The 24,056-nt window shown below is 36.4% G+C and carries 28 protein-coding genes and 1 pseudogene; 13 read left to right on the top strand and 16 right to left on the bottom strand.

All coding sequences use genetic code 11. The features are described from left to right. Positions 1–69: 69 nt before the first annotated feature. From J5J03_RS14390 to J5J03_RS14375, 4 genes are all read right to left on the bottom strand, one after another. A complete protein-coding gene (locus J5J03_RS14390; protein ID WP_208590449.1) occupies positions 70–975 on the bottom strand; it encodes an alpha/beta fold hydrolase in 906 nt (301 codons plus the stop codon). 15 nt (positions 976–990) lie between these two features. Next, positions 991–1,815 (bottom strand): GNAT family N-acetyltransferase, encoded by an 825-nt coding sequence (locus tag J5J03_RS14385; protein WP_208590448.1) that lies wholly within the window; start codon positions 1,813–1,815, stop codon positions 991–993. Between the two features lie 132 nt (positions 1,816–1,947). Then, positions 1,948–2,493, bottom strand: a complete 546-nt coding sequence (lepB, locus tag J5J03_RS14380) for a signal peptidase I (RefSeq protein ID WP_208590447.1) — start codon at positions 2,491–2,493, stop codon at positions 1,948–1,950. Positions 2,494–2,551: 58 nt separating this feature from the next. Then, positions 2,552–3,220 (bottom strand): TVP38/TMEM64 family protein, encoded by a 669-nt coding sequence (locus J5J03_RS14375; RefSeq protein WP_208590445.1) that lies wholly within the window; start codon positions 3,218–3,220, stop codon positions 2,552–2,554. Positions 3,221–3,407: 187 nt separating this feature from the next. Between J5J03_RS14375 and J5J03_RS14370 the strand changes: the two genes are divergently transcribed. The 4 genes from J5J03_RS14370 (at position 3,408) to J5J03_RS14355 (ending at position 4,949) form a co-directional block, all read left to right on the top strand. Then, positions 3,408–3,803 carry a hypothetical protein gene (locus tag J5J03_RS14370; protein WP_153833921.1) on the top strand — a complete coding sequence of 132 codons (396 nt, stop codon included), beginning with the start codon at positions 3,408–3,410 and terminating at the stop codon, positions 3,801–3,803. A gap of 67 nt (positions 3,804–3,870) precedes the next feature. Then, a complete protein-coding gene (locus J5J03_RS14365; RefSeq protein ID WP_208590442.1) occupies positions 3,871–4,242 on the top strand; it encodes a hypothetical protein in 372 nt (123 codons plus the stop codon). Further along, entirely contained in the window at positions 4,229–4,726 is a 498-nt protein-coding gene (locus J5J03_RS14360; RefSeq protein ID WP_208590440.1) for an RNA polymerase sigma factor, read from the top strand. Before J5J03_RS14365 ends, J5J03_RS14360 begins: the two co-directional genes overlap by 14 nt. Continuing rightward, the gene (locus J5J03_RS14355) at positions 4,716–4,949 is read left to right on the top strand and encodes a hypothetical protein (protein ID WP_208590438.1); all 234 of its coding nucleotides are present in this window, start codon (positions 4,716–4,718) and stop codon (positions 4,947–4,949) included. The genes J5J03_RS14360 and J5J03_RS14355 overlap by 11 nt, the downstream gene beginning before the upstream one ends. A 9-nt stretch (positions 4,950–4,958) precedes the next feature. Here the strand turns inward: J5J03_RS14355 and J5J03_RS14350 are convergent, their stop codons facing one another. Next, on the bottom strand, positions 4,959–5,162 hold the full coding sequence (locus tag J5J03_RS14350; RefSeq protein ID WP_208590436.1) for a hypothetical protein: 204 nt from the start codon (positions 5,160–5,162) through the stop codon (positions 4,959–4,961). A 132-nt stretch (positions 5,163–5,294) separates the two neighbouring features. Between J5J03_RS14350 and J5J03_RS14345 the strand changes: the two genes are divergently transcribed. Beyond that, positions 5,295–6,143, top strand: a complete 849-nt coding sequence (locus tag J5J03_RS14345) for a hypothetical protein (RefSeq protein WP_208590434.1) — start codon at positions 5,295–5,297, stop codon at positions 6,141–6,143. 99 nt (positions 6,144–6,242) lie between these two features. On the opposite strand, the gene J5J03_RS14340 is transcribed toward J5J03_RS14345, so the two are convergent. Further along, on the bottom strand, positions 6,243–6,773 hold the full coding sequence (locus J5J03_RS14340) for a competence protein ComK (protein ID WP_208590432.1): 531 nt from the start codon (positions 6,771–6,773) through the stop codon (positions 6,243–6,245). A 193-nt stretch (positions 6,774–6,966) separates the two neighbouring features. On the opposite strand from J5J03_RS14340, the gene J5J03_RS14335 reads away from it, so the two are divergent. From J5J03_RS14335 to J5J03_RS14310, 6 genes and pseudogenes are all read left to right on the top strand, one after another. After that, positions 6,967–7,419: a DUF3939 domain-containing protein gene (locus J5J03_RS14335; protein WP_208590431.1), complete on the top strand. Its 453-nt coding sequence runs from the start codon at positions 6,967–6,969 to the stop codon at positions 7,417–7,419. Between the two features lie 84 nt (positions 7,420–7,503). Continuing rightward, positions 7,504–7,758 carry a DUF2651 family protein gene (locus tag J5J03_RS14330; protein ID WP_208590430.1) on the top strand — a complete coding sequence of 85 codons (255 nt, stop codon included), beginning with the start codon at positions 7,504–7,506 and terminating at the stop codon, positions 7,756–7,758. Between the two features lie 95 nt (positions 7,759–7,853). Then, positions 7,854–8,372, top strand: coding sequence for a sigma-70 family RNA polymerase sigma factor (locus tag J5J03_RS14325; RefSeq protein ID WP_208590429.1), 519 nt, complete (start codon positions 7,854–7,856; stop codon positions 8,370–8,372). After that, entirely contained in the window at positions 8,365–9,222 is an 858-nt protein-coding gene (locus J5J03_RS14320) for an LCP family glycopolymer transferase (protein WP_208590428.1), read from the top strand. Before J5J03_RS14325 ends, J5J03_RS14320 begins: the two co-directional genes overlap by 8 nt. Before the next feature lie 32 nt (positions 9,223–9,254). Then, positions 9,255–9,434 (top strand): annotated as a pseudogene (locus J5J03_RS14315) (hypothetical protein); the annotation flags it as partial. Further along, positions 9,421–10,056 (top strand): O-methyltransferase, encoded by a 636-nt coding sequence (locus J5J03_RS14310; RefSeq protein ID WP_208590427.1) that lies wholly within the window; start codon positions 9,421–9,423, stop codon positions 10,054–10,056. The pseudogene J5J03_RS14315 and the gene J5J03_RS14310, both read left to right, overlap by 14 nt. Positions 10,057–10,094: 38 nt before the next feature. On the opposite strand, the gene J5J03_RS14305 is transcribed toward J5J03_RS14310, so the two are convergent. The 5 genes from J5J03_RS14305 to J5J03_RS14285 all read right to left on the bottom strand — a co-directional run bounded on the left by J5J03_RS14305 (position 10,095) and on the right by J5J03_RS14285 (position 14,729). Next, positions 10,095–10,457, bottom strand: coding sequence for a hypothetical protein (locus J5J03_RS14305; protein WP_208590426.1), 363 nt, complete (start codon positions 10,455–10,457; stop codon positions 10,095–10,097). A gap of 4 nt (positions 10,458–10,461) precedes the next feature. After that, complete coding sequence (locus J5J03_RS14300) at positions 10,462–11,334, bottom strand: AraC family transcriptional regulator (RefSeq protein WP_208590425.1); 873 nt, start codon at positions 11,332–11,334, stop codon at positions 10,462–10,464. A 112-nt stretch (positions 11,335–11,446) separates the two neighbouring features. Next, entirely contained in the window at positions 11,447–12,385 is a 939-nt protein-coding gene (locus J5J03_RS14295) for a hypothetical protein (RefSeq protein WP_208590424.1), read from the bottom strand. 32 nt (positions 12,386–12,417) lie between these two features. After that, on the bottom strand, positions 12,418–13,575 hold the full coding sequence (locus J5J03_RS14290; RefSeq protein WP_208590423.1) for a M48 family metalloprotease: 1,158 nt from the start codon (positions 13,573–13,575) through the stop codon (positions 12,418–12,420). Positions 13,576–13,733: 158 nt separating this feature from the next. Beyond that, positions 13,734–14,729, bottom strand: coding sequence for a lipoate--protein ligase (locus J5J03_RS14285; protein WP_208590422.1), 996 nt, complete (start codon positions 14,727–14,729; stop codon positions 13,734–13,736). Positions 14,730–14,886: 157 nt separating this feature from the next. On the opposite strand from J5J03_RS14285, the gene yhfH reads away from it, so the two are divergent. Beyond that, positions 14,887–15,015 carry a protein YhfH gene (gene yhfH / locus J5J03_RS14280; RefSeq protein WP_208590421.1) on the top strand — a complete coding sequence of 43 codons (129 nt, stop codon included), beginning with the start codon at positions 14,887–14,889 and terminating at the stop codon, positions 15,013–15,015. 579 nt (positions 15,016–15,594) lie between these two features. Here yhfH and hemY read toward each other — a convergent pair. From hemY to J5J03_RS14260, 4 genes are all read right to left on the bottom strand, one after another. Beyond that, positions 15,595–16,992, bottom strand: coding sequence for a protoporphyrinogen oxidase (hemY, locus tag J5J03_RS14275; protein ID WP_208590420.1), 1,398 nt, complete (start codon positions 16,990–16,992; stop codon positions 15,595–15,597). Then, entirely contained in the window at positions 16,989–17,924 is a 936-nt protein-coding gene (gene hemH, locus J5J03_RS14270; protein WP_208590418.1) for a ferrochelatase, read from the bottom strand. Before hemH ends, hemY begins: the two co-directional genes overlap by 4 nt. Before the next feature lie 16 nt (positions 17,925–17,940). Beyond that, a complete protein-coding gene (hemE, locus tag J5J03_RS14265) occupies positions 17,941–18,972 on the bottom strand; it encodes a uroporphyrinogen decarboxylase (RefSeq protein WP_208590416.1) in 1,032 nt (343 codons plus the stop codon). A 126-nt stretch (positions 18,973–19,098) separates the two neighbouring features. Then, the gene (locus tag J5J03_RS14260) at positions 19,099–21,285 is read right to left on the bottom strand and encodes a transglycosylase domain-containing protein (protein WP_208590414.1); all 2,187 of its coding nucleotides are present in this window, start codon (positions 21,283–21,285) and stop codon (positions 19,099–19,101) included. Positions 21,286–21,410: 125 nt separating this feature from the next. Between J5J03_RS14260 and J5J03_RS14255 the strand changes: the two genes are divergently transcribed. Continuing rightward, on the top strand, positions 21,411–21,884 hold the full coding sequence (locus J5J03_RS14255; RefSeq protein WP_208590412.1) for an antibiotic biosynthesis monooxygenase: 474 nt from the start codon (positions 21,411–21,413) through the stop codon (positions 21,882–21,884). 765 nt (positions 21,885–22,649) lie between these two features. Here J5J03_RS14255 and J5J03_RS14250 read toward each other — a convergent pair. Then, the gene (locus J5J03_RS14250) at positions 22,650–23,933 is read right to left on the bottom strand and encodes an IS110 family RNA-guided transposase (protein WP_208587795.1); all 1,284 of its coding nucleotides are present in this window, start codon (positions 23,931–23,933) and stop codon (positions 22,650–22,652) included. Positions 23,934–24,056: the final 123 nt, after the last annotated feature.

The raw sequence follows: 24,056 nt of genomic DNA, 5'->3' as shown, positions 1-24,056 counted from the left end.
ATGATTGACACCGTACGTTAAATTAGCTTGGAAGACTCTTGTTTCCCACATCCATGAAAACAAAATAGCTTAATAGATAGAACTTTGTACTAAATCGTACTCTTCATAATATTTCTCAAGAAACTTCCCGATTTGCTGATTCATTTTCATTAGATATGCTTCTGAAGGAAAATGTCCCATTTCATAACTTTTAAATGCCACCAGATTAGGAATAATCTCTTCTGCTGTTTGACGTATTTTACTTTCGGGAAAGTAGACATCCTTTGTCCCAGCTATAACTAAGGTAGGAGCATTATAGTTTACTAACTCTTCCTTTTCTGTTAACTTTGGCATGTTTTGTTCTAGCTTTACGTATTTCATCACATCACCTATCAATTCTACATCGATTTTTTTCATGCTGTTTTCTGACATAACATTGGTCATTTTGTGGAGATGCTTTTTAGATGAAGTGATATGAAAACAAATAAGCGGGTACAATATATCTCTTATCATGTGCCATTTAGAACCGAGTTTTAAACCAGCCGGTGCAACTAAAATAGCAGATGCTATCTTTTCAGGCATAAAAGTAGCTAATCTTAGTATAATCCCACCACCGTAAGACGGGCCAATAAATGCACTTTTGGATATCTGATAGTGATTCATTAATTCCTCAATCCAACGGGCAAAACTCTGATCCTTTGCAGATACTCTATTTTCAGCACTAAATCCTGGATGACCAATTGTATCTGGTGCATAAATTCGGTATTGCTCTGCTAATGGAGAAAACCATGAAAGCGTCATGGGATTAATACAGTTACCACCTTGAAGAATAATAACAGGCTGAGCACCTTCTGGACCAGCTACAAGTATATGGGTTGTGCCAAAGCTTGTATCCACATATTCCCGTTCCACATCGAAAGCAAGATTGTCCAAATACTTTTCGTATTTTTCAGTTATGACTCGTTTACCTTCTTTACTCTTATAGATAGTTGTCATCTTGCACCTCTCTTTTTATCCAATCGGAAATTGATACCCTTTATATTCAAATTTTTTAGTAAATCCTAACTTCTCAGCAACCGCAACAGATGGACTATTCTCTACCATGCAATCCCAATATGGTATTTCATTTTTCTCGAAACATTCTTGCACAAACAGATGAGCAGCCTTTTGTGCTAACATTTTGCCTCGATACTCTTCTACTGTTTCGATATTTATGCACTGTTGTTTTTCAGCAACAAAACCAGAAAAACAAATACTGACGATCTGATGATCATAAACAATACAATAACCAATACCTTTGTCAAAAAAATGTTGAGTTGAAGCCCAAAACTCTATAATATTGGTATGTAAGAATTCAATATTTTCTATAGTATTATTTTCATAGAGTGCTTTATTGATTTTTGTCATTTGATATTGGCGATTCAAAATTGGCTCTTTTTCTGCTATATAATTCGTTTGTGAAAGTTGGTATACTCGCTGATTCCAATTCTCTAAATTTCTTTGCTTAAATATGGTTTCTATCACAGGGTTCCATTCCGGATGGTGTGCTATTATTTCTAGATCATTCAAGCCTTGCATTTTTGCTTCGGGGAAAATATTTTTCTCTATGAAGTGGTCTAATTGTTTTCTAAACACCACGTTTTTCTCATTGCCTAATAAAAAAAATCCATCATTATTCCCAAGCCACATAAATGCAGCATCCGGAGATTCTGGGTTGTCTACAAAGATACGCCCTGGATTATTGCCCAGAATGACAGCTTCCACTTCCATATGCCCATCTTTGTTTATCAAATGCTGACATCTATTAAAATCACTCATTTTTAATTCAGAGATCATTGCTACATCTCCTTCCTATTTGCGATTTCCCCTTTTTATCTCCACTATATTGTACCATAAAATCCCATAAAAAAGCCCGATCCATTAAAAACATTTATGGATTGGGCTCTTAATTAAAGCGCTTACCTTTATTTAGTTTATAAATTGAAAGTTAAGCTCTGACATCGGCCAATAACGAATATCTACTTTTCCTACCACTGTTTCTTCTTCCACGAAACCAATCGCTCTGCTGTCATAGCTTTTTGTCCGGTTGTCACCTAATACAAACAATTTTCCATCTGGCACGACTTCTTCACTGGTTATTTCTTCTAAAGTAAAATCTTCTGTGAGTACTTCATTCGGTTTTCGATATGGATCCAGATATGGTTCATCAATTGCCTCTCCATTGATATATAACATGTCATCTTGATAAACAATATGATCACCAGGTTTTCCGATCACTCTTTTTACATAATCCTCCTTATCATTCGCGTGAAAAACAATGACATCAAAACGGTTAATATCCTTTAAATCATATACTATTTTATTGACCATTAGTAAATTTCCATCATGCAGTGTTGGTTCCATCGATTTACCATTTACAACATAACTTGCAAATAAATAAGATCGGAAAAACAAAGCCAACACCAATGCAATAACAACAATTCGCACAATTGACCAAATACGCTTCTTATCCATAATCCTTCACTCCAAAGAGACTCTCTTTATTAACTAATTTACCCCCTTTTGGAAGATTCTAACCCTTTTTACCTCCACTTTTTTCCTTAGCTCTTTTTTGCAGGCGTTGCTCTATATATTTACCTATGATCCAGAGAATAGAGATTCCTATTGCTAATACTATGGTTTTAACAGGATTTTGTGCAAAGGAGACAATACTATCTCCAATGAAGGACAAGGTTAGGATCATGACACCTTTTCCTAATAATACTGCCAATACAAATTGGTAAAAGCCTACTCCTGAGATAGCAGCTACTAAATTAATCACCGCAGAAGGGGAAAAAGGAAAACAAAGTAAAAGAAATAATGGTCCAAACCCATGACGTTCCAACCAGTTGGTTACCTTTTTTACTTGTTTATTCCTGCTAATCCATTGCAATAGCCGAATATGTTTGAAACGACGAACCAACATAAATACTGCTATTGCTCCTGAACTGGCTCCTGTCCATGACAAAATAAATCCTTCTAATAACCCATATGCCGCCGCATTCGTCATCACAAATACGATAACCGGCAAAAAGGGAAGAAAAGCTTCAATAAAAGGAAGTAAGAAGCCAGGAAGAGGACCTAAGCTTTCATAGCTTTGCAATAAGAAGTTTACTAACTGTCCTAATTCATTTGCTTCAACTAGTTCTTTAATTTCTTCCACATCAATTTTATCTAAATTACTTATATTATATGTAATCATATCTTGTTTAACTCCTTCACCTGACCAAAAAAATGAGTTAGTTTCATTTTAATATTTTTTTGGTTGTTTTCCTAATTTTTCACTTAAATCCTTGATTTTCTTTTTAGTTTTTTTACAATTTTGTTGCATTTTTTAGAGGTTCGGGTATACAATAGAACAAACGTTCCCTTGGAGGTGGAAATGGAAAATGAGATATTTAAACGAACAAGAATGGAAATTAGCATCACGTTTTCTATTTTTATCAATGGCCTTAAAGGTTATTAAACATGATTTACAAAAAATGAACCAACTATCCCCTTTTAAGATAAATGAACCATATATTGCGCTGTTGGAAAAGATGGAAAAAAACGCAACCGAAGAACGAAGAAAATTGCGCAAACAAATGTATCAGGAGAAAATTAAAGTCGTTGCAGCAGAAAAAAATGATTCGTTCACATCTTACCTATTCCTCTGCAAAGGAAAAGAGGAAAAACGGAATTACTTTAATCCAGCTATTCGTAAAAAAGTCGAACTGATTTTAGAGGAATTACTTGCACATGCTTATGAGTCAACGTCTTCCTCCAAAGAAGAAGTAAAGCTGTAATTTTTTTAAAAAAATAATGAACTTTTCATCTCCGTTCATGGTATAAGTAAATGAAGGAGATGATAAAATGGAATTAGGTTGGTTGATCAGTACGATTGTTGCTTTTATTTTGGGCGGATTGTTTGTCACACTTATTGCTACTATGAACAAAAAAGTAGTTAAAGACAGACTAGGAAATATCGATTTTAAAAAATCAGATCTTTATTTTTACTGGACTAGATGGGATTATACCATTATTGCGTCTGCTGTTTATACGTTTATCTGTATTACTGGATTATTTGTATTCTTGCTTTCCGGAGAAAATATCGAAAACCATTGGATACAATTTTTTCTTCACCAAACATTTGTTTTTTCTTTAATTACATTCATTTGGTTTATTACGCGATTAGCATATGTATTTAAAGGAATTAAAGAGCGGTGGTCTGATGATTTCAAATGATAATATCCAAGTGGAAGAGTTATTTACCACTTACCATCAACAAATTTATCAGTTTATCTACCGTTACACACAGGATGAAGCGTTAAGCTATGATATTGTCCAAGATACATTTATCAAATTTCAAAAATATGCAAATGACTATGACTCCACTAAGTCCCATATTCGCACTTTTTTATTCAGAATTGCTTACCAGTTAACGATGACGAAACTAAAAAGACGGAACAAGTTCAAAAAGCTACTCCCATTTTTATATGAACAGAACCAAGAAGAACCAGTATCACTAGAAGAAAAGATTACGATTCGCACTACCTTACAACAGCTACCACCTGAACAAAGAGCTGTAATTATTTTTACTTATTATCATGATTTAAGTCAAAAAGAGATTGCTGCTATTTTACAAATTCCTATTGGGACAGTAAAATCAAGACTACACAGTTCATTAAAAAAGCTAAAAGACCTATTGGAGGTTGATGATGATGAATAAACACGATATTCCCGAGGAATTAAAACAAAAATTAGATGAATTTGAAGTAGATGTACCAGATATTCCATTGAAAAAATCATTATCACAACGAATCGCAAACTGGCTTTATGCGCCAGCGAAAAATCCGGTAGATCTTATCTCCACGCAATGGACACCATTTAGAATAGCAATGTTCCCTATTGCACTTTTATTTTTATGTTCGTTGCCGTTACTATTACTTTAAACACTATTTCTAGTCATTTTTAATCATTTCATTGGGATACGTGAGTGAGATGGAAGATTCTTTTCTTCCATTTGCTCGTGTTTTATCAATTTGATTGTCATGCAAATAAACATGATATATCCCTTGAGGAATATCTTTGGATAACTCAATTTCTTCAGCAACCACATCTAACACTTCTTGACTTGGTTCACCTTCATGCAAATATAAATTCACTGTGATCACAACTGAGTGTGTATCTATTTCAAGCTCATCAACAATGTTTTTCCAATCACTTGAAAATAAGATAATTCGAGATATAATAGATAATTATGAGATAAAATCAACAATTTGGTAAGAGGTTACATAATGAAACGGCTGACAACAACCATACTATGGTCTTTCCTCATTCTCTATTATTTAACGGGATGTGCATCAAAGGAAGCGCGCGAATTTAAAAATGATGAAGATAACCAAAAAGAAATAGCAGAAGAAATAATTCGTATTGGGAAAGAAAAATACAACATTGAATTAAAACCCGATCCAGATAAGATAGCATTTAATACAAGTCCAGGCATTCCCCTCACTGATGACAGCAGTCTTCTTATCCCAGTAGAGACCACAGGTAAACCTGTATATTCTTTTAAAGCACAAGTATTTTTGGAAAAACAAAGCGATGACAGTATCGAAGTTGATCATATTGATATAGAACGTTCACATTCTGGTTTAGACGGATTAGGAAAGTATTTGGTTCAACATATGTACAATGAAAAATATTCAGATATAATATTCGAACTAGAAAAATACGACAGCAGAATATCCATTGGTCATATAGATGTAAATGCTGTTACTTCCTATCATTTTGATGATAGAGAAGAAAAAGACGAAATAATAAAAAATTTGATAGCGGATTACAACAATGGACATTTTGCCAACCTAGAGATGTTTGAAGTTTTATATGACCGCTATGTTCCAAAATGGGAAAAGAGTTTGCAGAGGGCGTATTTACCAGATGTCCAAATTAGCATAGAAGGGAGTAGCTACGAAGGAGAGGAATTTGATTTAGCAACGATGAAAAGAATTAATTACGGTTTAAAAGCTGAAATTATACAAAGTAATAAACTACCACTTGCTAATTATTCCATCCACACTTACAATACGATGGAAAAAGGTTATGATGAGGAGAGCTACCATACTATAGTAAGAAAGATAAAGTGAAACTATGATCTGTAGGGGGGTTGTAGACGTTAGCACCGTGATATAGTAAAATCGGAAGGACTAACTACCCCTTTCCGATTTTACTACATGTAAACTTTTCTATCTCTTTTTATGCCATTTCGATTCCGCAATATGCTGAGAAGCCTCGAGGATATCCTCTATTTTGTTACTAAGTAGGTAACGATACTGGGCGGTACGGTACAATTGATTGATCATTGTAGCATAAGAAACCTCTAACACCAAGTCACGCCCATTTTTAAAAACGACTCGTGTTAAGTGCTGCTCTATTTTTTCTATTTCGAGAACGTGTGAATGCGCAATCCATGTACAAGCTTTTCTTAAGGGGGATTCCACTGGAAAAAAGTACATTCCACTCATCCGATCAATCGCAATTGGTGGTTTATGCGTGATCCTACTTAACATTCTTGCTCCTTCAATCAACCCTTTTAAACTAATACCAAAAGCTTTACAAGTAACATCCATCACTTGCTGTGTACTAAATGTCGTTTCATAATCATCTGCTTCTTCATACTCAATCACACGTGTTAAAAACCTCCCATCTGCTTCATAACCGACGACTGCTAATGTCTTTGGACTGATTTCCCGAACCTTCTCCATTAAAATTTCCATTTCATTTCCTCCTTTAAAGTATTCCACTATAATGTAGCAATTTTTGATAAAATTGGATATAAAATAACAAAAAATAGCCTGAAATTTCGTGTTAGACTATCAATCTAGCTGGAATTTGCTATAATTTTCTTAAATGAGGCAACTGAGTGGCCATTTTCAACAAAATTTTCGCAAATTAAGTGAGGTGAATTAATTGTGGTTTAAGAAAAAAAGAAAAGAAGCGAAAAAGTTCCCAACAAGAGACATATCATTAGAAGAAGTCCGGTCCGCTATTCATGAGTACAGTAGAGACTTACCTCCAAATATTCCATTGAAAATATTGATCAAGGACGACTTATCGCTAGACTATACTTTACTAGCTCCGATTTTGAAGGCGATTCCATCAAAAAAATACTACATGTCAAAAGAAACCTATGACTTGTTTGAGGAAGAAGATAAGCATATCGCACAAGCCTTGGATCTAGTTCAGCAAGCAGTCGATCAATATATCGCACAAAAAAATGAATTACCGATCATTGATCATGATCCCTATCACAGAGTAAATTTTTTTAAACTAGAACAACTTAACTTAATCAACGAACGACCAGAAATGGATTTTTATATTACGGATCAGGAACAGTTAGTTACAACGATAAAACCTAAGTGAAAGGGGAATGTCTATGACAAAATCAACTAATAAAGCAAAGCAACAAGCAACTTTAAGTGACACCGATATTCAGGAGGAAATGGTATGCTTACTATTCCATTGATCATTTTCATATTCCCTATCATATCTATTATACTTGGGGGCGTTGGTTACTTAATATTTAAGAACCTCTCTGCACCTATTATTCTAGTAATACTGCTTGGAATCATAGCTGCCATTGTATGGTTTAACAGATCTTTTGGTTTCTGGATTTTCATCTATGGGTTTTTGGCATTTGCAGGTGCTTTTTTAACTAAAATGGTAACTACCAAAATGAAAAGTAGGAAGCCTTTATCATGAAGGCTTCTTTTGGAGTTTTCTTATATTTTGAAACTATTTAAATATCGCTTTCGTCCAATGTGCGAAAGTAAGATAAATTAGAGAAGAGTGGTGTAATGACAGAACTGGAAAAAGAACAATTATTAGAAGAAACCATGATAAACTACGGTGATGATTTAGTACGGTTAGCTTTCCAATATGTGAAAGATAAAGAGTTAGCTAAAGACATGGTTCAGAACACCTTTGTAAAGTGTTATCAAAACCTTGAGCAATTTAGAAATGACGCATCCATTAAAACATGGTTATACCGGATTGCTATCAATGAATGTAAGGACCATCTCAGGAGCTGGCATAACCGAAAAGTACAAGCAAAAAACTTTTTGGAAAATACGCTGACGATATTCTCAGCTGAAAGTAAGGTAATGGAAGCGGAGGAACAAAACGAAATTAAGGACTGTATTTTTTCACTGTCAAAAAAGTATCGAGAGGTGATTTTTCTTTATTACTACAAATCTTTCACAATGGAAGAAATAGCGATCATTACAGAAGTTAACCTTAATACGGTGAAAACTAGACTAAGGCGGGCAAAACAGCAATTAAAAAATATAATGAAGGAGGAAAATATCTATGGGTAACAAATTTGAGAAAGAATTATCCTCTTACTTCAATCAGGAAGATTTAACGTTTACGAAAGAAGACAGGGAACAAACAATCCGAAAAATTCGTAACCAAGCAACAGTTCAACATCATCAAAAACGTAATATTACACGTCCAATAGTGCCTATCATGGCAACTATTGCAGTGTTTATTTTAGCTATTGCGTTAATCCCATCTCTTATTCTTAACGAAAAACAAAATTCAGACGCAGACAAAAGTATCACATCAACAGAAGAAGGAGATTGGGATTCTGTTTTATTGCTAATGGGTGAGGATACAGATAGACACAGAAACCCTTTTAATCTTCTGCTTACCTTTAATTTCGATAAGGAAAGTGTAAAAGTAGTTTCCCTTCCCCGTGATTTATATGTTGACAGGTATAATGGTGAAGGTGAAAAGCTTGAAAAAACAAAGCTATTACATGTGAGAGCTCATGATAACGACCCAGCAGCGAGCGTGAAAACTGTGTCTAATTATTTAGATATTCCGATTGATTACTATGCTTTGATGCCGATGGATGAAATATTTCAATTATTAGGAATTGATAATGAAAATAAAAAATATGAAATCGAAGAACAAAATAATCTTGCCAATCTATTAGAGAAGGATCAAAAGTTTCCTGAATTAATAGAGCTTATTTCTCACCATCAAACAAATCTAACTGATGATGTGTTCAATCAAATGAAAAAGAAATCATACCAATATGATATAATACAGTTGGAAGAAGGATTAAACACTTTCGTTGAAGATGAGATTTACTATGTTGAATTAGAACCAAGCTTCTTAGAAAAACTAAAGAATGATTTACAGAGTCATATAGATAAGTAACCAAAAAAGTCTTGTGTTTCTCCACAAGACTTTTAAAGCGCTCGACTATTCAACAACAATTGGAGCAACCCGAATTTCAATCCATCCAACAAATATTAGTCGGTGAATTAAAGGCAATTGATATGATGATGGAAGAATTTAAACAGCTGTTTGAATTAGATGAAACAGAAACACACAACCAAAAGGGATGTGAACAGAATGAAGAAAATTAATCAGTATATTGACTCCGTTTTTAATCCGCAAGATAGTTTACTGGAAGAAGTGATTACCTCCATCAAGAAAAATGGGATGCCTAATATTTCAGTATCAGCTTCTTCTGGGAAATTTTTAACGATGTTAGTGTCGATTTCAGGTGCTAAACATGTGCTGGAAATTGGAGCACTTGGTGGATATAGTGGGATATGTCTTGCAAGAGGTTTTGGACCAAATGGCTCGCTCACCTCTTTAGAATTAGAGGAAAAATATGCAAAGTTAGCAGAAAGTAACCTCGCTAAAGCAGGTTTCAAAGACCAGGTTACATACTTAACAGGTCCTGCTTTAAAAAGTCTTGAAAAACTGGAAGCAAAAAATAAACGATTTGACTTTTTCTTTATTGATGCCGATAAAGGTAATTATCCGAATTATCTGGAACGATGCATTAAGCTGGCGGAACCCAATGCTGTGATTGCTATCGATAATGTGTTGGTAAGAGGTAGTGTCGCTGATGATGAGGTGGACTCCAAACGTTATACCACATTGATGAAGGAGTTTAATCAAACAGTCGCAGATCATCCACAATTAGAATCCATACTTGTTCCGATTGGCGATGGCATTACCATAGCCCAAGTAAAATAAAGAATGAAGGATACACATACACATTGTCCTTCATTCTTTCACGAGAGAACTTTTTTCGTTTTGCTCTTTTTTGTCTTCGAGAGTGGTTCTCGAAGACTCTTTTTATCATTTTCGCTTTCTTTTGTCCTTGAGAGCGGTTCTCGAAGACTCTTTTTATCATTTTCGCCTTCTTTTGTCCTCGAGAGTGGTTCTCGAAGACTCTTTTTATCATTTTCGCCTTCTTTTGTCCTCGAGAGTAGTTCTCGAAGACTCTTTTTATCATTTTCGCCTTCTTTTGTCCTCGAGAGTGGTTCTCGAAGACTCTTTTTATCGTTTTCGCTTTCTTTTGTCCTCGAGAGTGGTTCTCGAAGACTCTTTTTATCGTTTTCGCCTTCTTTTGTCCTCGAGGAATGTTTGAGCACCCCGTTATTGCCTCTCTACAGGTATCCAAATCTCACTTTTAAAGTCTGGCGAATCAAAATCGCTATTTTCATTCCAAAGAATCTCCGGACCTTTCATTTGCTGATAATTGGATGATGGGAACCATTCAGCGTAAATTTCCCCCCATGTCTCCTGCAAATGTTGTGGGAACGGACCAATTGATTCGAAAACTGCCCAAGTAAAGGCCGGAACCTCTAATGAACTCCATTGTTCTGGGCACTCTTCTGTTGTAGCAACCCCAATATAATGATCTAGTTCACCTTTTTCTTCCATACGTCCTTCTGAGAAATTAGTGGATGCTTGAATGATCCCATCAGGTTCTGTGTTCGAGAGCTCTTCCAATTGCTCCATTTTCTCCTTGTTCAATGATTTCCACATGGCGGTGATCTCTGGATTCTCTCCTTCAAAAATAATTGGTACCCGTTTTTTTACACCAACGATTCGGAAGGGTTCCTTTTCCTCGATACGATAGTTCATCTCATTTCCTCCTTCAATTGATAATCGGAAGGTCATTTTTGGAAAAGACTTCAGTGGTGAACCATGCTGTTTTGCTTCTGACGGTTTAATGCCGTGCAAACCGCGAAATGCTCTAGCAAAGGAATCAGGAGATTGATAACCATATTTTATGGCAATATCAATTACTCTAGCATCGCTATTTTGTAGGTCAAATGCTGCGACAGTTAAGCGTCGACGGCGAATATATTCCGATAAAGTAATACCTGCCAGAAAAGAAAACATTCGCTTAAAATGGTATTCAGAGCAATAGGCCATGCTCGCTATTTTTGTGTAATCTATTTCATTGGTTAAATTCTCCTCGATATATTCCAATGCCTTGTTCATTTCTCGTAATCCACTCATGAACATGACCTCCTTGACTCAACAATAGCAGAAAAAAAAGAAGCTCTTCCGACTTTTCGTGCACAAAAGTGTCGGATCGAAAAGACCCTCGACTTCCAATCGAGGGTCTCACTTAAGATGCATGATATATAATCTGTTCCCATTTATGATTTGCTTGATCGATGGTGTTATTAACATCTTGGTTGAGACGCTTTAATTGCGAAATCGTCTCATCAACTTTTTGGTACATTTCACTGACTTGTTGTTCTGATTGGTTGATTTTGTCTTGCACAAACCAGTCCATGATAAGACCGTCAAAAAAGTAATCAGCAAAAGTTAAACCGCCAGAAATCTCGACATTTGCCTGAAATGATTTGCCAATATCATTTAACTCATGTGAAAACTTTCGTAATAACCGTTGGGCATCATGTGTAGCTTGCTTGGCGTCATCAATATGACTATGTTTTAAAGAAGTCGAAATTAAGCCACCGCCAAACATATCCGCTGTTCCCCAGTTTTTCGCACTATCTAGTGAAGATAGAGCTGATGATAAAGCACGTTTTACTTTTTCTCCTGCATCAATCGCTTCGGCAATTTCAGATTTCTCATCTTGCATGTTTCCCAATTTTTCTAATACTTCAAGTGCTTGTTGACCACTTTCATGGTTGGTATCTAACAAGTGATGATATTTCTCTTCTAAAAGATGCTGATAACGAACATCAGGCTCTCCCAATTCACGAATTTGCTGATCTAATGCGGATATATCCTCTTGCAAGTCCTGAACAGACGCTTTCGCTTCCTGGTAGCGTAATTGTGCTCTTGCGACTTCTTGTTTCTCTTCATCAAGTTTTTCTAACTTTTGACCAGTGATCGAATAAAAAATATTCGCTACACTAAAGGATTCTAGTTTTTCGACATCCACTTTCTCATTTTGCAATTGTTGATAGAATTCCTGCTTTTGCTTCTCCAATTTTTCTAATTCAACTGCTAATTCTTTTCGTTCATGTTTTAATCGATTTAACTTGCGCTTATCTTCTTGAGCTTTTACTATTTTTTGATAATAACTATCCAATTCAACCACCTCTACTATATATACGAATCAAATTACAGGTTCGTTTCACGATTTTCTATTTCTTTTTTGATTCGTTCGATACGATCCGCTATTGATGGATGACTAGAACGGAACCATCGAATCCATAGAGCTGGAGAAATATCTGCTTTCGATTGTTCAGCAAGTTGTCTATAGCTTGTCAATGCTGGATATAAATCTTCCGTATGATTAATCGCATATTGATCTGCTTGATTTTCCATTTCTCTAGATACCCAGAGTGACAGAGGCTGCAAAAGCATAAGTATAGCAACTGTTAATAATAATAGTTTAGTTAAAGATGTTAGAGAGTAGATACTTGTCCAAGAGCGAGTCCACTGTTGTAATACAATTAATACAACAAGTGTTAACAAAAGGTATAAACCAACTCCCCAGTAAACGTGATGATAGATGTAATGCGCGATCTCATGGGCCATAATAAATAGAATTTCACTCTGTTGCATGCCAGCAATGGTGGTGTCCCATAATACAATACGAGCATGATTAAAAATACCTGTCACATAAGCATTATAGGTTGACACTTTCTCGCTTTTATTAACGACGAGTAGTGTGGCATCATTAATTCCTGCATCTGCAGTTAAGGTTTCGATTTCTTCTCGCAACTCTCCTTCTGGCAATAGGCTGAAATCATCAAAAAGTGGATCAATCCAAATCGGTTGCACAAAAACAATGAACAAGACTACCGGGATCGCAAGGAACCAAAGAATCATTCCCCAGATTTTCGGCCATCTTTTCATAACGGTTCGTGTAATTAAGATAATGAACGAAAGGGATAACCACAACATTCCCGTATGTAATAATTGTTCAACTAGCCATGAAAGAAATCCTTGAGTCCCAATTCCTTCTTTTACCCCGATCCTATACCAGAGAAAGCGAAAAGGAAAATGGATCAGATAATCTAACACGGTAAGTAATGTAACATATAACAGCACCTTTTTTATTTCTGATCGAATTTGTTCCAGTTGTTCCATCAAATTTGTTTTCTTGATTAGCATGTATAACATCAATAGCTGTAATGGCCACATGGCAAAGAAAAAGGCGTGTGCTAATGCTCCATAACGTGTATCACTAAATGATGTAAGTGGATAAAAATAATAAAAGTAGAGAAAAATCAGCATTGCATATACTGTATATCCTATCATCCATTTTTTCATCAATATAAGCCCCTAAACATAAAAGTTATTACTATTATATGGATAAAATTTGTATTTTTAATCTTAACATTTTATCTTTTTTTAAAAAAACTCAAAAAACAGGATTAAATTAAATTAAAAAATCCTCCCATCAAACTAAGATAAGAGGATTTTTTACGCTAATATATAAGCCCTAAGAAGTCTTCTTTTGTAATTTTCCCTAAGTAGTGGGAAACATCTAAGTCACTTAACACTTCATCAATTGCCTGGCGCTCATAGCGAACACCTTGTAATTGATCTTCTAATTCTTTGACATCACCGACACCGAAGAAATCCCCATAGATTGTACATTGTTCAATAATACCTTTATGAACATCAAGTCGAACGTCTACCAAACCACTGTCAAACTTATGAGAGTGCTGAATATTAAATTTCGGTGATTTGCCATAATTCCATTCCCATTTTTGGTAACGTTCTTTTGATAATTGATGGATGTTGTCCCAATCTTCATCTGTTAACACGTATTGTGGAACTTCTTTCACGTTTTCGACATCAAAAACATGCTTGAGTATATGTGCCTTCAAATCATCCATCGATAATTTCTCGTCCATAAATTCAGAAATGTTAGCAACACGGCTACGGATTGATTTTATTCCTTTTGATTTAATTTTTTCGGTTTTTACATTAAGAGAACGTACAACATTTTCGATTTCTGAATCATACATTAATGTCCCATGACTGAACATACGTCCTTTAGTCGTGAACTGGGCATTCCCTGAAATTTTACGTCCATCGGCAACTAAATCGTTACGTCCCTTTAATTCTGCTGGAACCCCTAATTTTTTCAACGCTTCTACTACTGGTTCAGTGAATTTAGCGAAGTTGTGGAAACTGTCACCATCGTCTTTTGTGATAAAACTGAAGTTCAAGTTACCTTCGTCATGATATACTGCACCACCACCAGACAAGCGCCGAACAACTTTGATACCATGTTCATCCACATAATCCGTATTGATTTCTTCAACAGTGTTCTGATTTTTCCCGATAATGATGGATGGTCCATTTATATAAAATAATAAATATGTATCTTCCTCACCGAAGTTTTTAAGTATATACTCCTCAATAGCTAGATTAATATATGGATCGGTAATTCCTTTATTGTCGATAAATTTCATATGTTCTTTCACTCCTATTGTTGGCTGATTTTCACTACAAGTATAAAAGAATTAAAAAGATAAAACAATTTTTATGATATTGTACTAATACAAATAGTTGATTTTTTACACTTGTTATAATACAATAATAATACGACACGCTTTTGGGAGGTCCGTTATGAAGAGCATCGTTGAATTCTTTCGCAACATTCCCAGAAAAAAGTGTAGTAAGTGCGGAAATGATATTGTAGAACAAGCAGATTGTTATCATAACATCTGCGACAGCTGCAGTCATCCCGCCATCTAACCTGTTACGTCTTTTACAACCATATCTTTCGTTTCTTTCATCCTTCTTATCCTGCTGAACAAGGATGATGAACATTCCCATCCAATTAATCAAGATATATGTAAAAGACAGACACCTGCAGCTATTAAAGTAGCTGCTTTTTTTTGTAGTCTAAAAACTTGTACTATTACACAGTTGATACATACTGCGAAGTAATGAAAATACTGTTTGTTCGAAACTAAATGTACAGTCACCTATGAAGTAATTTTGACATGTATCGTGATCATAACCGCCACTCCGGCTACCCACTTCCCTTCCCTAGATATAATCGTTTATCCCCGGAAGAGAAGGCTTTTTCCTCGGAACAGGACGGCGCTTCCGAGGATATTTCCTTCCCTTCCCTGGATATAGCCGATTATCCCTGGAAGAGAAGGCTTTTTCCTCGGAACAGGACAGCCCTTCCGAGGATATTTCCTTCCCTTCCCTGGATATAGCCGATTATCCCTGGAAGAGAAGGCTTTTTCCTCGGAACAGGACAGCCCTTCCAGGGATATCTCCTTCTCTTCCCTGGATATAGCCGAAAAAGCAGAGCACTTAAAGTTACTCTGCTAAATAATCTATTATTTTCTCAACAGCTGCTTCTCCTTGATCGATACAGTCTGGGATTCCGATGCCTCGATATGGGCTACCTGCTACGAATACACCAGGAAGTTCTGAAGCAAGACTATTCTCCAAATTTTCTACTACGTGCTTATGACCAATGCTATATTGTGGCATCGCATCTTTCCAGCGAGATACGACAGAAAACAAAGGATCACCGTCAATTTTCATTATTTTGTTTAAATCATGTAAAACAATTTCTTCTAATGCTTCATCAGAAAGATCCACTACTTCTTCATCACCTGGACGTCCAACATAGCATCTTAGTAATGCTTTTCCTGCCGGTGCAGCGGTACCCGGCCATTTTTTGTGTGTCCATGTACAAGCAGTAATACGATAGTTACTATTACGGGATACCACAAATCCAGTACCATCAATATCTTCCTTAATGGCAGATTGATCAAACGCTAATGCCACATTAGCAACAGAAGTAGCTTTCATATTATGCAGATCTGCTACAAAATCATAGGGTTTGAGCATATGTTTCATCACGGGATAAGGCGTAGCAATTAAAATAACATCAGATGATAATATAGAACCACCTTTTAACTCTAATTCGTAGCCATCTTCAGATCTGGTAATCTTATTAACTGCTCTCCCCTTTTGGACAATGCCTTCTGACAATGACGCTTCAATCGCTTCTACTAATGTTGCCAGTCCACCTTCCAAGCTATAAAACATACTTTTCTTCTTACCACTTGGTTGTTTCGGTACTGGCGTTGTTTTTTGCAGTCCGCGAATGAGACTGCGATGCTCTTGTTCCAAGTGATAAAAATTCGGAAATGTTGCCATCAAACTTAAATCATCTAAATCACCAGCATAAATACCTGATAATAAAGGTTCAATTAAATTCTCAACCACTTCGTCTCCTAATCGTCGTCTGAAGAACTTTCCTAATGACTGATCGTCTTGTACTTCACCTTTAGGCAACACAAAATCCATACCTGCACGAAGTTTGCCTGTTACGCTAAATAAACTTGACTTTAAAAATGGGCGGACTTGGGTTGGTATACCCATAAAAGAGCCTTGAGGCATACTATGAAGCTGATCTCCAACTAAAATATAGGATTTACCTGTTCCGTTCTTAACTAACTTGTCACCAATGCCAACATTTCGAGCTAAGCGTTCAGCTGATTGTTTACGAATTAAAAAAGAATCAGGGCCACGTTCGATCGTAAAACCATCCCGTCTTTCTGTATTAATTTTGCCACCTAAACGATTACTCGCTTCTAAAAGCTGAAGCTGATAATCCAAATTCTGTTCTTTAATCTTCTGGTCTAAATAGTAAGCGGCAGTAAGCCCCGCTATACCGCCGCCTATCACCGTTATTTTCTTCATGACTCGCTATCACTCTGGAATTTGTCTACTACAATTCCTGCTAGCGTGTGGATAAACGTTGGGTTTACATTTGGCATTGGTGGACGATAATAAGCTGCGCCAATTTCCTCACAAACAACTTTACATTCATAATCATTGTCATACAATACTTCTAAGTGATCAGCTACGAATCCAACCGGTGCATAAATGAATGATTGATATCCTTTCTGTTCAAAAAGATCACGAGTTAGATCCTGTACATCTGGTCCTAACCAAGGATCTGGCGTGTTTCCTTCACTTTGCCAACCAATTTCAACATTTGCGATACCTGTTTTTTCTTGAATTAATGTAGCTGTACGTTCTAATTGTTTCGGATATGGGTCACCGTTTTGTAAAATCTTCTCTGGTAAACTATGAGCAGAAACAATCAATACCGCTTTCTCTTTATCATCAATTTTTTCATATTCTTTTGTAATAGCATCTGCCCAATAGTTAATAAAGCCTTCTGCATCATACCAGCTTTCTACTGATTTAATCGCGATACCATGTTTATCTGCTTCTTCTTTCGCCCTACCATTGTAGGCTTTGACACTAAATGTAGAGTAGTGTGGAGCAAGTACAATAGAAATAGCTTCATCAATTCCGTCTTCTGCCATTTGCTGTACCGCATCTTCGATAAAAGGTTCGATATGTTTTAAGCCTAAATAGTAAACAAATTCTACATCATCCTGGATTTCATTTGCTTGGTCTTGTAAGCTTTGTGCCTGTTCTTCGGTGATTCGTGCCAATGGGGAAATACCACCAATTGCTTGATAACGCTCTGTTAAATCCTCTAGCATTTCTTTGGTTGGTTTACGTCCGTGACGAATGTGTGTGTAATATCGTTCAATATCTGCTTCTTTATATGGCGTACCATATGCCATTACAAGTAATCCTACTCTTTTCTTTGCCATGATGAGACATCCTTTCTTATTTTTTCGAATATTCATGTATAAATGTTGTTAATTTCTTTAATCGATCTGGACTGATTTCAGGCGTAACACCATGTCCTAGGTTAAAAACATGACTAGGGTGTGCTTTTCCTTCATCAATGATTTGTTTTGCTTTTTCCTCCACTACTTCCCAATCTGCTAGCAAAAAGGCTGGATCAAGATTTCCTTGTAGTGCTTTTGTTATATCTAGCTCGCGTGCTTCTGTGATCGACATCCGCCAATCAAGACCAATAACATCAACAGGTAGGTCATTCCATTCTTTCATCAAGTGGCTAGCACCCACACCAAAAATAATCAATGGTACATTCGTTTCGCGTAACTCACTAAAAATACGGTTCATCACAGGTTTAATATAAGTACGATAATCAGTTACATTTAATGCACCGACCCATGAATCAAAGATTTGAATAGCCTGTGCGCCAGCATTTACTTGTGCTTTCACATAAGTAATGGTCATATCTGCTAATTTTTCCATCAAGGCAAACCATGCTTTGGAATCACTGTACATGAGTGCTTTTGTTTTATGATAATTTTTCGATGGACCGCCTTCAATCATGTAGCTTGCTAACGTGAAAGGAGCACCACTAAAACCAATTAATGGGACATATAACTGCTCTTTCGTTAATAAGCGAATTGTATCTAATACATAAGGAACATCACTCTCTGGATCGATTGTTCCCAATTTTTCAATATCACGTAATGATGCAATCGGATTATCAATAACAGGACCTATCCCTGATTGAATATCGACATCTACACCAATTGCAGGTAAAGGCGACATAATATCTTTGTATAAAACCGCTGCATCGACATTATACATTTCCACCGGTAACCTTGTTACATAGGCACAGAGTTCTGGTTGGTGGGTAATTTCAAATAAAGAATATTTCTTCTTTAATTCCCGGTATTCTTTCTGGGATCTACCGGCTTGTCGCATATACCAGACAGGTGTATAGTCTGTTTCTTCCCCTCTAAATGCTTTTAATATCGTATCGTTAAATTTCGTCATCTATTTCACCCTTTTTTTCCATTCTATTCTACTATAGAAGGTTTGATCGATCCTGTATAGTATTTTTTAAAATGTTCACTAAATTGTAATTATTATAACTAAAAAGTAATTGTAATTAGTTTTAGGTTAAAAGTCAAACTCTAAAGACGTCATATTGGAAGGTTCACCTGTTTGTTTGGTTAATGGATTATATGGTACAACATAATATTCACCCGTTCGAAAAACATTAACGCGGTCAATCGTATATTTTCCCTGACCTTCCGCTTCACCAATGAAATGATCTTCATCCTCTCCACGTTCATAAATTCGATAGATGATACGACTGTCTTCCGAAGCTGTCCAATTTAATTCGCCCTGCAATATCGAAAAACCACCAAACTGAATCGATGCTGTTAAATCATTAATCTCGGGGAGTTGTATTGGTTCTGGTAAATCTTCGACATCATCAGGTTGTTCAAATTTTTCTGATAATAGTATTCTTTTATCTATCTCGGTTAAAATCGATTTTGTTAATCTTGTAGTCGCTTCAGAACCTGTTGTTAAATAATTTTCGGCTGTTGCATGATCATATCCGATCCATGCTGCTGTCACATATTCAGGAGTAATACTAGCAAACCATGCATCCTTTACCGCATCCTCTTTTTCTGGGTGTTGGGTTGATCCTGTTTTGCCTGCCAAAGCTTTGCCATATTCACCAGCTGTACCAGTACCATCCTTGGTTACTCCCTCTAACATTCGCAGCATATTCCATGCTGTTTGCGAATTAAACACATTTTCTTTTTCGCGTTCTTTAGGTTGTAGTTTTTCCTGATCTTTATTATAAACAACTCGAACACTTCTTGCTTCCAGCCATTCCCCGCCACTAATAAAGGTGCGGTAGCCCTCTGCCACCTTAATCGGTGTGATCCCTTTTTCTAAACCACCTAAAGCAATCGCCAATCCTTGATCATTCATATCAATATTCATTTTTTCCAACAGGGATTTACTATAATCGATACCAATTTGATCCAATAACCAGACAGCAGGAGCATTCTTTGATTCTACTACTGCTTGAAACATGCTTACTTCTCCATCAAATTGCCCGTCAACATTGTTAACACGATATCCGTCATCATATTCGATATCCTGATCTGGAATCATATCATATGGTTGATAGTTCCCTAATTGCATTGCTGGTCCATAAACGGCTAAAGGTTTCATAACCGAGCCTGGTTGTTTTTTCGTTAAAAGATGATTGGTATCATTTAATTGAAAATCACGTCCAGCAATTAATGCTTTTAATCGACCTGTTTTTTGTTCCATTAAAACAAAGCTACCATTAACGGCATCATTTGATCCGTGATAATAATCACTATCTTGCATTTGATCATATGCAATTTGCTGTATGTCAGGATCCATATGCACTTCCACGGTGTAACCACCACGTTTTAATGCTTCACGACTCAATCCATATGTAGCTTCTACTTCCTCTAAAACGTATGCAAAATAGTCGTCTAACCATGGATCTCTTTGCTCTTCTTGATCCTTTACTTTAATTTCCGTTGCTTGTAACGCTAGCAATTGTTCGGTTGAAATATCACCTTCATTTGCCATTTGTTGTAACACCAGATCTCTCCGTTGTTTCGCCTCATCTAAATCATGATGTGGGGAATAGGAATTGGGTGCTTTCACCATTGCTGCAAGTAAAGCTCCTTCTTCGATTGATAAATCCTCTATATCTTTTCCAAAATAGTAATCAGCAGCTGTACCTACTCCATGTACACCATGCGCCAAATATATTTGATTTAAATAAAGTTCTAAGATTTGCGATTTGGTATAATTTCGTTCCAGATAAATTGATGCCATCACTTCTTTTGTTTTTCTCATCCATGTTTTATCATTGACTAAAAACAAGTTTTTAGCTAATTGCTGTGTTATGGTACTGCCACCTTCCACTTTGCTCATTGTTATAATATCACGGTAAACGGCACGTGTAACAGCGGGTAAAGAAATACCAGCATGTTCATAAAAACGCTGATCTTCCATTGCGATAAACGCTTCTTCTACATGGTCTGGGATTTGTTCTAATGTGACATAATCTCTATTTTCTGAGTATAATTTCCCTAACACGGTACCATCCTCTGCAACCACTTTGGAAGCAGTCGGCAAAATAACAGCTCTCTCGTCAAAAACAAATCGTCCTCCAAATATTATAAAAAGATAACCTAATACAGATAATAAAAACATGGATGTGACGATAATCGAGAGCCATTTATACCGTTTGATCCAGGACCATACAGACTGAATAAACTGTTTTATTTTTTCTTTAGCCAAACTGATACACCACCTTTCTCTTAAATTTCGACAATGGTTTCATTTTATCACAAAACCTGTTTGTACGACGAATGTTATAATGGCAAAAAAAGTACAAAACTAAAATGAATAAAGGAGGCAGTATCATGAATGGTTACATGACAAACGGCACCTATCTATATTTAGAGAAATTAAAGAGCAAGCATCCTTTTTTTCCTTTTATTATTATGCATAACGATGTCAAAGCCGTCGCTTACTATGAAGATACAAATCCATCTATTTTTGAAACAAGCAGAGATTATCTTGTCATTGCACAAGTCGGAGAGTTATCAGAAAAAGGTTTTATCAGTCTGTCACATATCCCTGTTACAGAGGAAGGAAGTCCGATCTTCGAAATGGATTATAAGCAGAAAGTGAATGAAATAAGCGGGATAGTTGCTGCTAGATTATTGCGACCGTTTAGAGGAAATTCCTATATTATACTAGTGGAATGGGATGGTTCGAAAGATTATCATGCATGGAAAAAGACAAACCCACTTCCTAATAAAAAAGAAGATTCCTATATAGCCGGATCAGTCTATACCGAAACCTTCCAAGTTGGGGAAGACGAAGAAGAATAGTCAGTTTTATTTTATTGGACACTTTCAAGAAAAACCCCACGGAAAGGGAAGCAGGCAGCCGGAGCGATGCTTTCCGTCTACACATCACTTCAAAATGACCACCTATGATACAAAAACACTATCATGCTGCTTATTACATACTCCCTCTATATACTAACGTATTCTCTTGATTACTCTGTTTTTCTTAGAATTTCATCTACATATCAAGGACTACTTCACATCATAACTGGAGTCAACCAAATCATTTAGGGAATGATGGTGAAAAAGGGTGTACTTAATAAGCCATTCTTTCTGTTTTGAAAAAAATGGTAATTAGTTGTGCTATGATCGCACTCCATTCCCACAGTACTCATGGCGACAAACCCTCCCATATCTCACAGCGTCTTTGCGCATACATTCCTTCGTTCGGTCTATCCATGAAGTGGGGCCGGCGATGCTTTCCTCCAGGGTCATTGCCCGATCGTATATAAGTTTGCCGGCTGCTCCGTGGCTTCAGATGTTGTGTTTGTTTTCTTGATGTCATTCATGTGTTTCTATTTAAGATAATCTTTCATTCATACGCTACTATCGTCTGTAGTCTTTCTTTCACTACACTCTATTCATTGCACGGCTTGATGTGGAGAGGTGGGCATGATACCCTGATCCAACAGAGCCAATTTTTTACCATTTGATTCCTTGGCGAGGAGATCATGCCCATAGAGGCTCCATGTCAAGCCACTTAGGTATAACTGTCATTCCATGAAGAGAACATTACCAAATCTTTTGTTATACGGCATCTTTTAAACGAAAATGTGGGATATCCTGTAACATCTTTTCTGGACGAAAGGCTACTTGTTTCTTTCCAATGGCAAATAATACACGAATTAACTTACAACATAATGCAATTAAGGATTGTTTTTTCTTCAATGGATTTTCTTTTCTTGTCGTAAAATATTCATGTATTGCCTTAAATGCAGGATTGTGATTCACCAATGGCAGAATGACTTTAAACAACAGAGCACGTAATTTCGGGCGCCCTCTCTTCGTGATGATGGTTCTGCCTTTCCATTTACCGGACGTGGCCAGTTTCAAATTTAATCCTGCCAATTTAATGATTTGTTCAGGATGCGTATAGTTGCTTATATCGCCCACTTCTGCATAGAATGATGCGATCGTTACCTTGCCAACCCCTTTCATATCATCCATTTCTTTCACGCCTGGGATGGTATCTAGAAACTCCTCTACCACTTCCCATGCCTCTTCTATTTTCTCTTGAAGCAGGACATATTGTTCCATTAATGTTTTCAGTTTTAACCTAGCTAGGGTTTTTCCTTCTTGTATGCCAACAGAATGTCCGGCAACTTCTTTTAATTGTCGGATCTTTTTCAATCCCACTCCTTTTTTGACTGCTTTACGAATTTCATGCAAGATGGTAATGTCCTCTGTTTGGACGATTTCATCCGGAAACAATCCCATCTTGAGGACTTCCAAAGAGGCTTTTCCTTCCCAGTTGGAAAAGACCGTTGTATATTCAGGAAAATACCGGTCAATCCATTGATGAACACGACCTTTTACTGCTTGAAAATCCTTTATTAATTGCTCGTACAAATTCATACCTTCTCGCAGTTCTGCATAGATACCTTCTGGTAAATTCGGTTCCGAATAACGCCCATCTTGGATGAGACGGGATATTACTCTGGCATCTTTTACATCATTTTTGGTTGGTGAATTATCATCCAATTCTTTTGATTTCTTGACATGAGCCGGGTTGACAACAACGACTTTTAGCTGTTTTCCTTTTAACCAATAAGTTAAAGGTAACCAATAATGTCCCGTTGGTTCCATCCCCATGATAATATCCGTTTTTTCATGCTGGACGCATAATTCATCTTTCCAACACATGAGGCTCTCAAAGCCTTCCCATGAGTTATCAAAGTATAAAGCTTTTCCAAACTGTATGCCACGAAAATCTTGCGCACGTGCAACGTGTTTGTTTTTGGCGATATCAATCCCGATAATTAATGTTTGTTCCGTTACTTGTGATATTTTTTCATTTTGTTTATAATACATAATAGTCCTCCTTGGTTCTAATTAAGGGTCCTTTTCGCTGATCAGCTTTGGACACCTCGTATCATACCAAGGGGGTATTTTTTATTCAATACCCATTTTGCTTTATTACAGGAATGCTTTCCT

It is taken from the genome of Gracilibacillus suaedae (assembly GCF_017599345.1).
GTDB lineage: Bacteria > Bacillota > Bacilli > Bacillales > Amphibacillaceae > Gracilibacillus > Gracilibacillus suaedae.
Note: the sequence above shows the minus strand (reverse complement) of the source record. Positions and strands in the feature narration are given on the sequence as shown.

Excerpts from the sequence above, each read along its gene's own strand:
- J5J03_RS14255 (WP_208590412.1), top strand. The coding sequence starts at position 21,411 with ATGAATGGTTACATGACAAACGGCACCTATCTATATTTAGAGAAATTA.
- J5J03_RS14370 (WP_153833921.1), top strand. The coding sequence starts at position 3,408 with ATGAGATATTTAAACGAACAAGAATGGAAATTAGCATCACGTTTTCTA.
- yhfH (WP_208590421.1), top strand. The coding sequence starts at position 14,887 with ATGAAGAGCATCGTTGAATTCTTTCGCAACATTCCCAGAAAAAAGTGT.
- lepB (WP_208590447.1), bottom strand. The coding sequence starts at position 2,493 with ATGGATAAGAAGCGTATTTGGTCAATTGTGCGAATTGTTGTTATTGCA.
- J5J03_RS14330 (WP_208590430.1), top strand. The coding sequence starts at position 7,504 with ATGCTTACTATTCCATTGATCATTTTCATATTCCCTATCATATCTATT.
- J5J03_RS14340 (WP_208590432.1), bottom strand. The coding sequence starts at position 6,773 with ATGGAAATTTTAATGGAGAAGGTTCGGGAAATCAGTCCAAAGACATTA.
- J5J03_RS14285 (WP_208590422.1), bottom strand. The coding sequence starts at position 14,729 with ATGAAATTTATCGACAATAAAGGAATTACCGATCCATATATTAATCTA.
- J5J03_RS14300 (WP_208590425.1), bottom strand. The coding sequence starts at position 11,334 with ATGAGTGGATTACGAGAAATGAACAAGGCATTGGAATATATCGAGGAG.
- hemH (WP_208590418.1), bottom strand. The coding sequence starts at position 17,924 with ATGGCAAAGAAAAGAGTAGGATTACTTGTAATGGCATATGGTACGCCA.
- J5J03_RS14365 (WP_208590442.1), top strand. The coding sequence starts at position 3,871 with ATGGAATTAGGTTGGTTGATCAGTACGATTGTTGCTTTTATTTTGGGC.
- J5J03_RS14385 (WP_208590448.1), bottom strand. The coding sequence starts at position 1,815 with ATGATCTCTGAATTAAAAATGAGTGATTTTAATAGATGTCAGCATTTG.
- J5J03_RS14345 (WP_208590434.1), top strand. The coding sequence starts at position 5,295 with ATGAAACGGCTGACAACAACCATACTATGGTCTTTCCTCATTCTCTAT.
- hemY (WP_208590420.1), bottom strand. The coding sequence starts at position 16,992 with ATGAAGAAAATAACGGTGATAGGCGGCGGTATAGCGGGGCTTACTGCC.
- J5J03_RS14310 (WP_208590427.1), top strand. The coding sequence starts at position 9,421 with ATGAAGAAAATTAATCAGTATATTGACTCCGTTTTTAATCCGCAAGAT.
- J5J03_RS14390 (WP_208590449.1), bottom strand. The coding sequence starts at position 975 with ATGACAACTATCTATAAGAGTAAAGAAGGTAAACGAGTCATAACTGAA.
- J5J03_RS14355 (WP_208590438.1), top strand. The coding sequence starts at position 4,716 with ATGATGAATAAACACGATATTCCCGAGGAATTAAAACAAAAATTAGAT.
- hemE (WP_208590416.1), bottom strand. The coding sequence starts at position 18,972 with ATGACGAAATTTAACGATACGATATTAAAAGCATTTAGAGGGGAAGAA.
- J5J03_RS14360 (WP_208590440.1), top strand. The coding sequence starts at position 4,229 with ATGATTTCAAATGATAATATCCAAGTGGAAGAGTTATTTACCACTTAC.
- J5J03_RS14320 (WP_208590428.1), top strand. The coding sequence starts at position 8,365 with ATGGGTAACAAATTTGAGAAAGAATTATCCTCTTACTTCAATCAGGAA.
- J5J03_RS14375 (WP_208590445.1), bottom strand. The coding sequence starts at position 3,220 with ATGATTACATATAATATAAGTAATTTAGATAAAATTGATGTGGAAGAA.
- J5J03_RS14325 (WP_208590429.1), top strand. The coding sequence starts at position 7,854 with ATGACAGAACTGGAAAAAGAACAATTATTAGAAGAAACCATGATAAAC.
- J5J03_RS14290 (WP_208590423.1), bottom strand. The coding sequence starts at position 13,575 with ATGAAAAAATGGATGATAGGATATACAGTATATGCAATGCTGATTTTT.
- J5J03_RS14250 (WP_208587795.1), bottom strand. The coding sequence starts at position 23,933 with ATGTATTATAAACAAAATGAAAAAATATCACAAGTAACGGAACAAACA.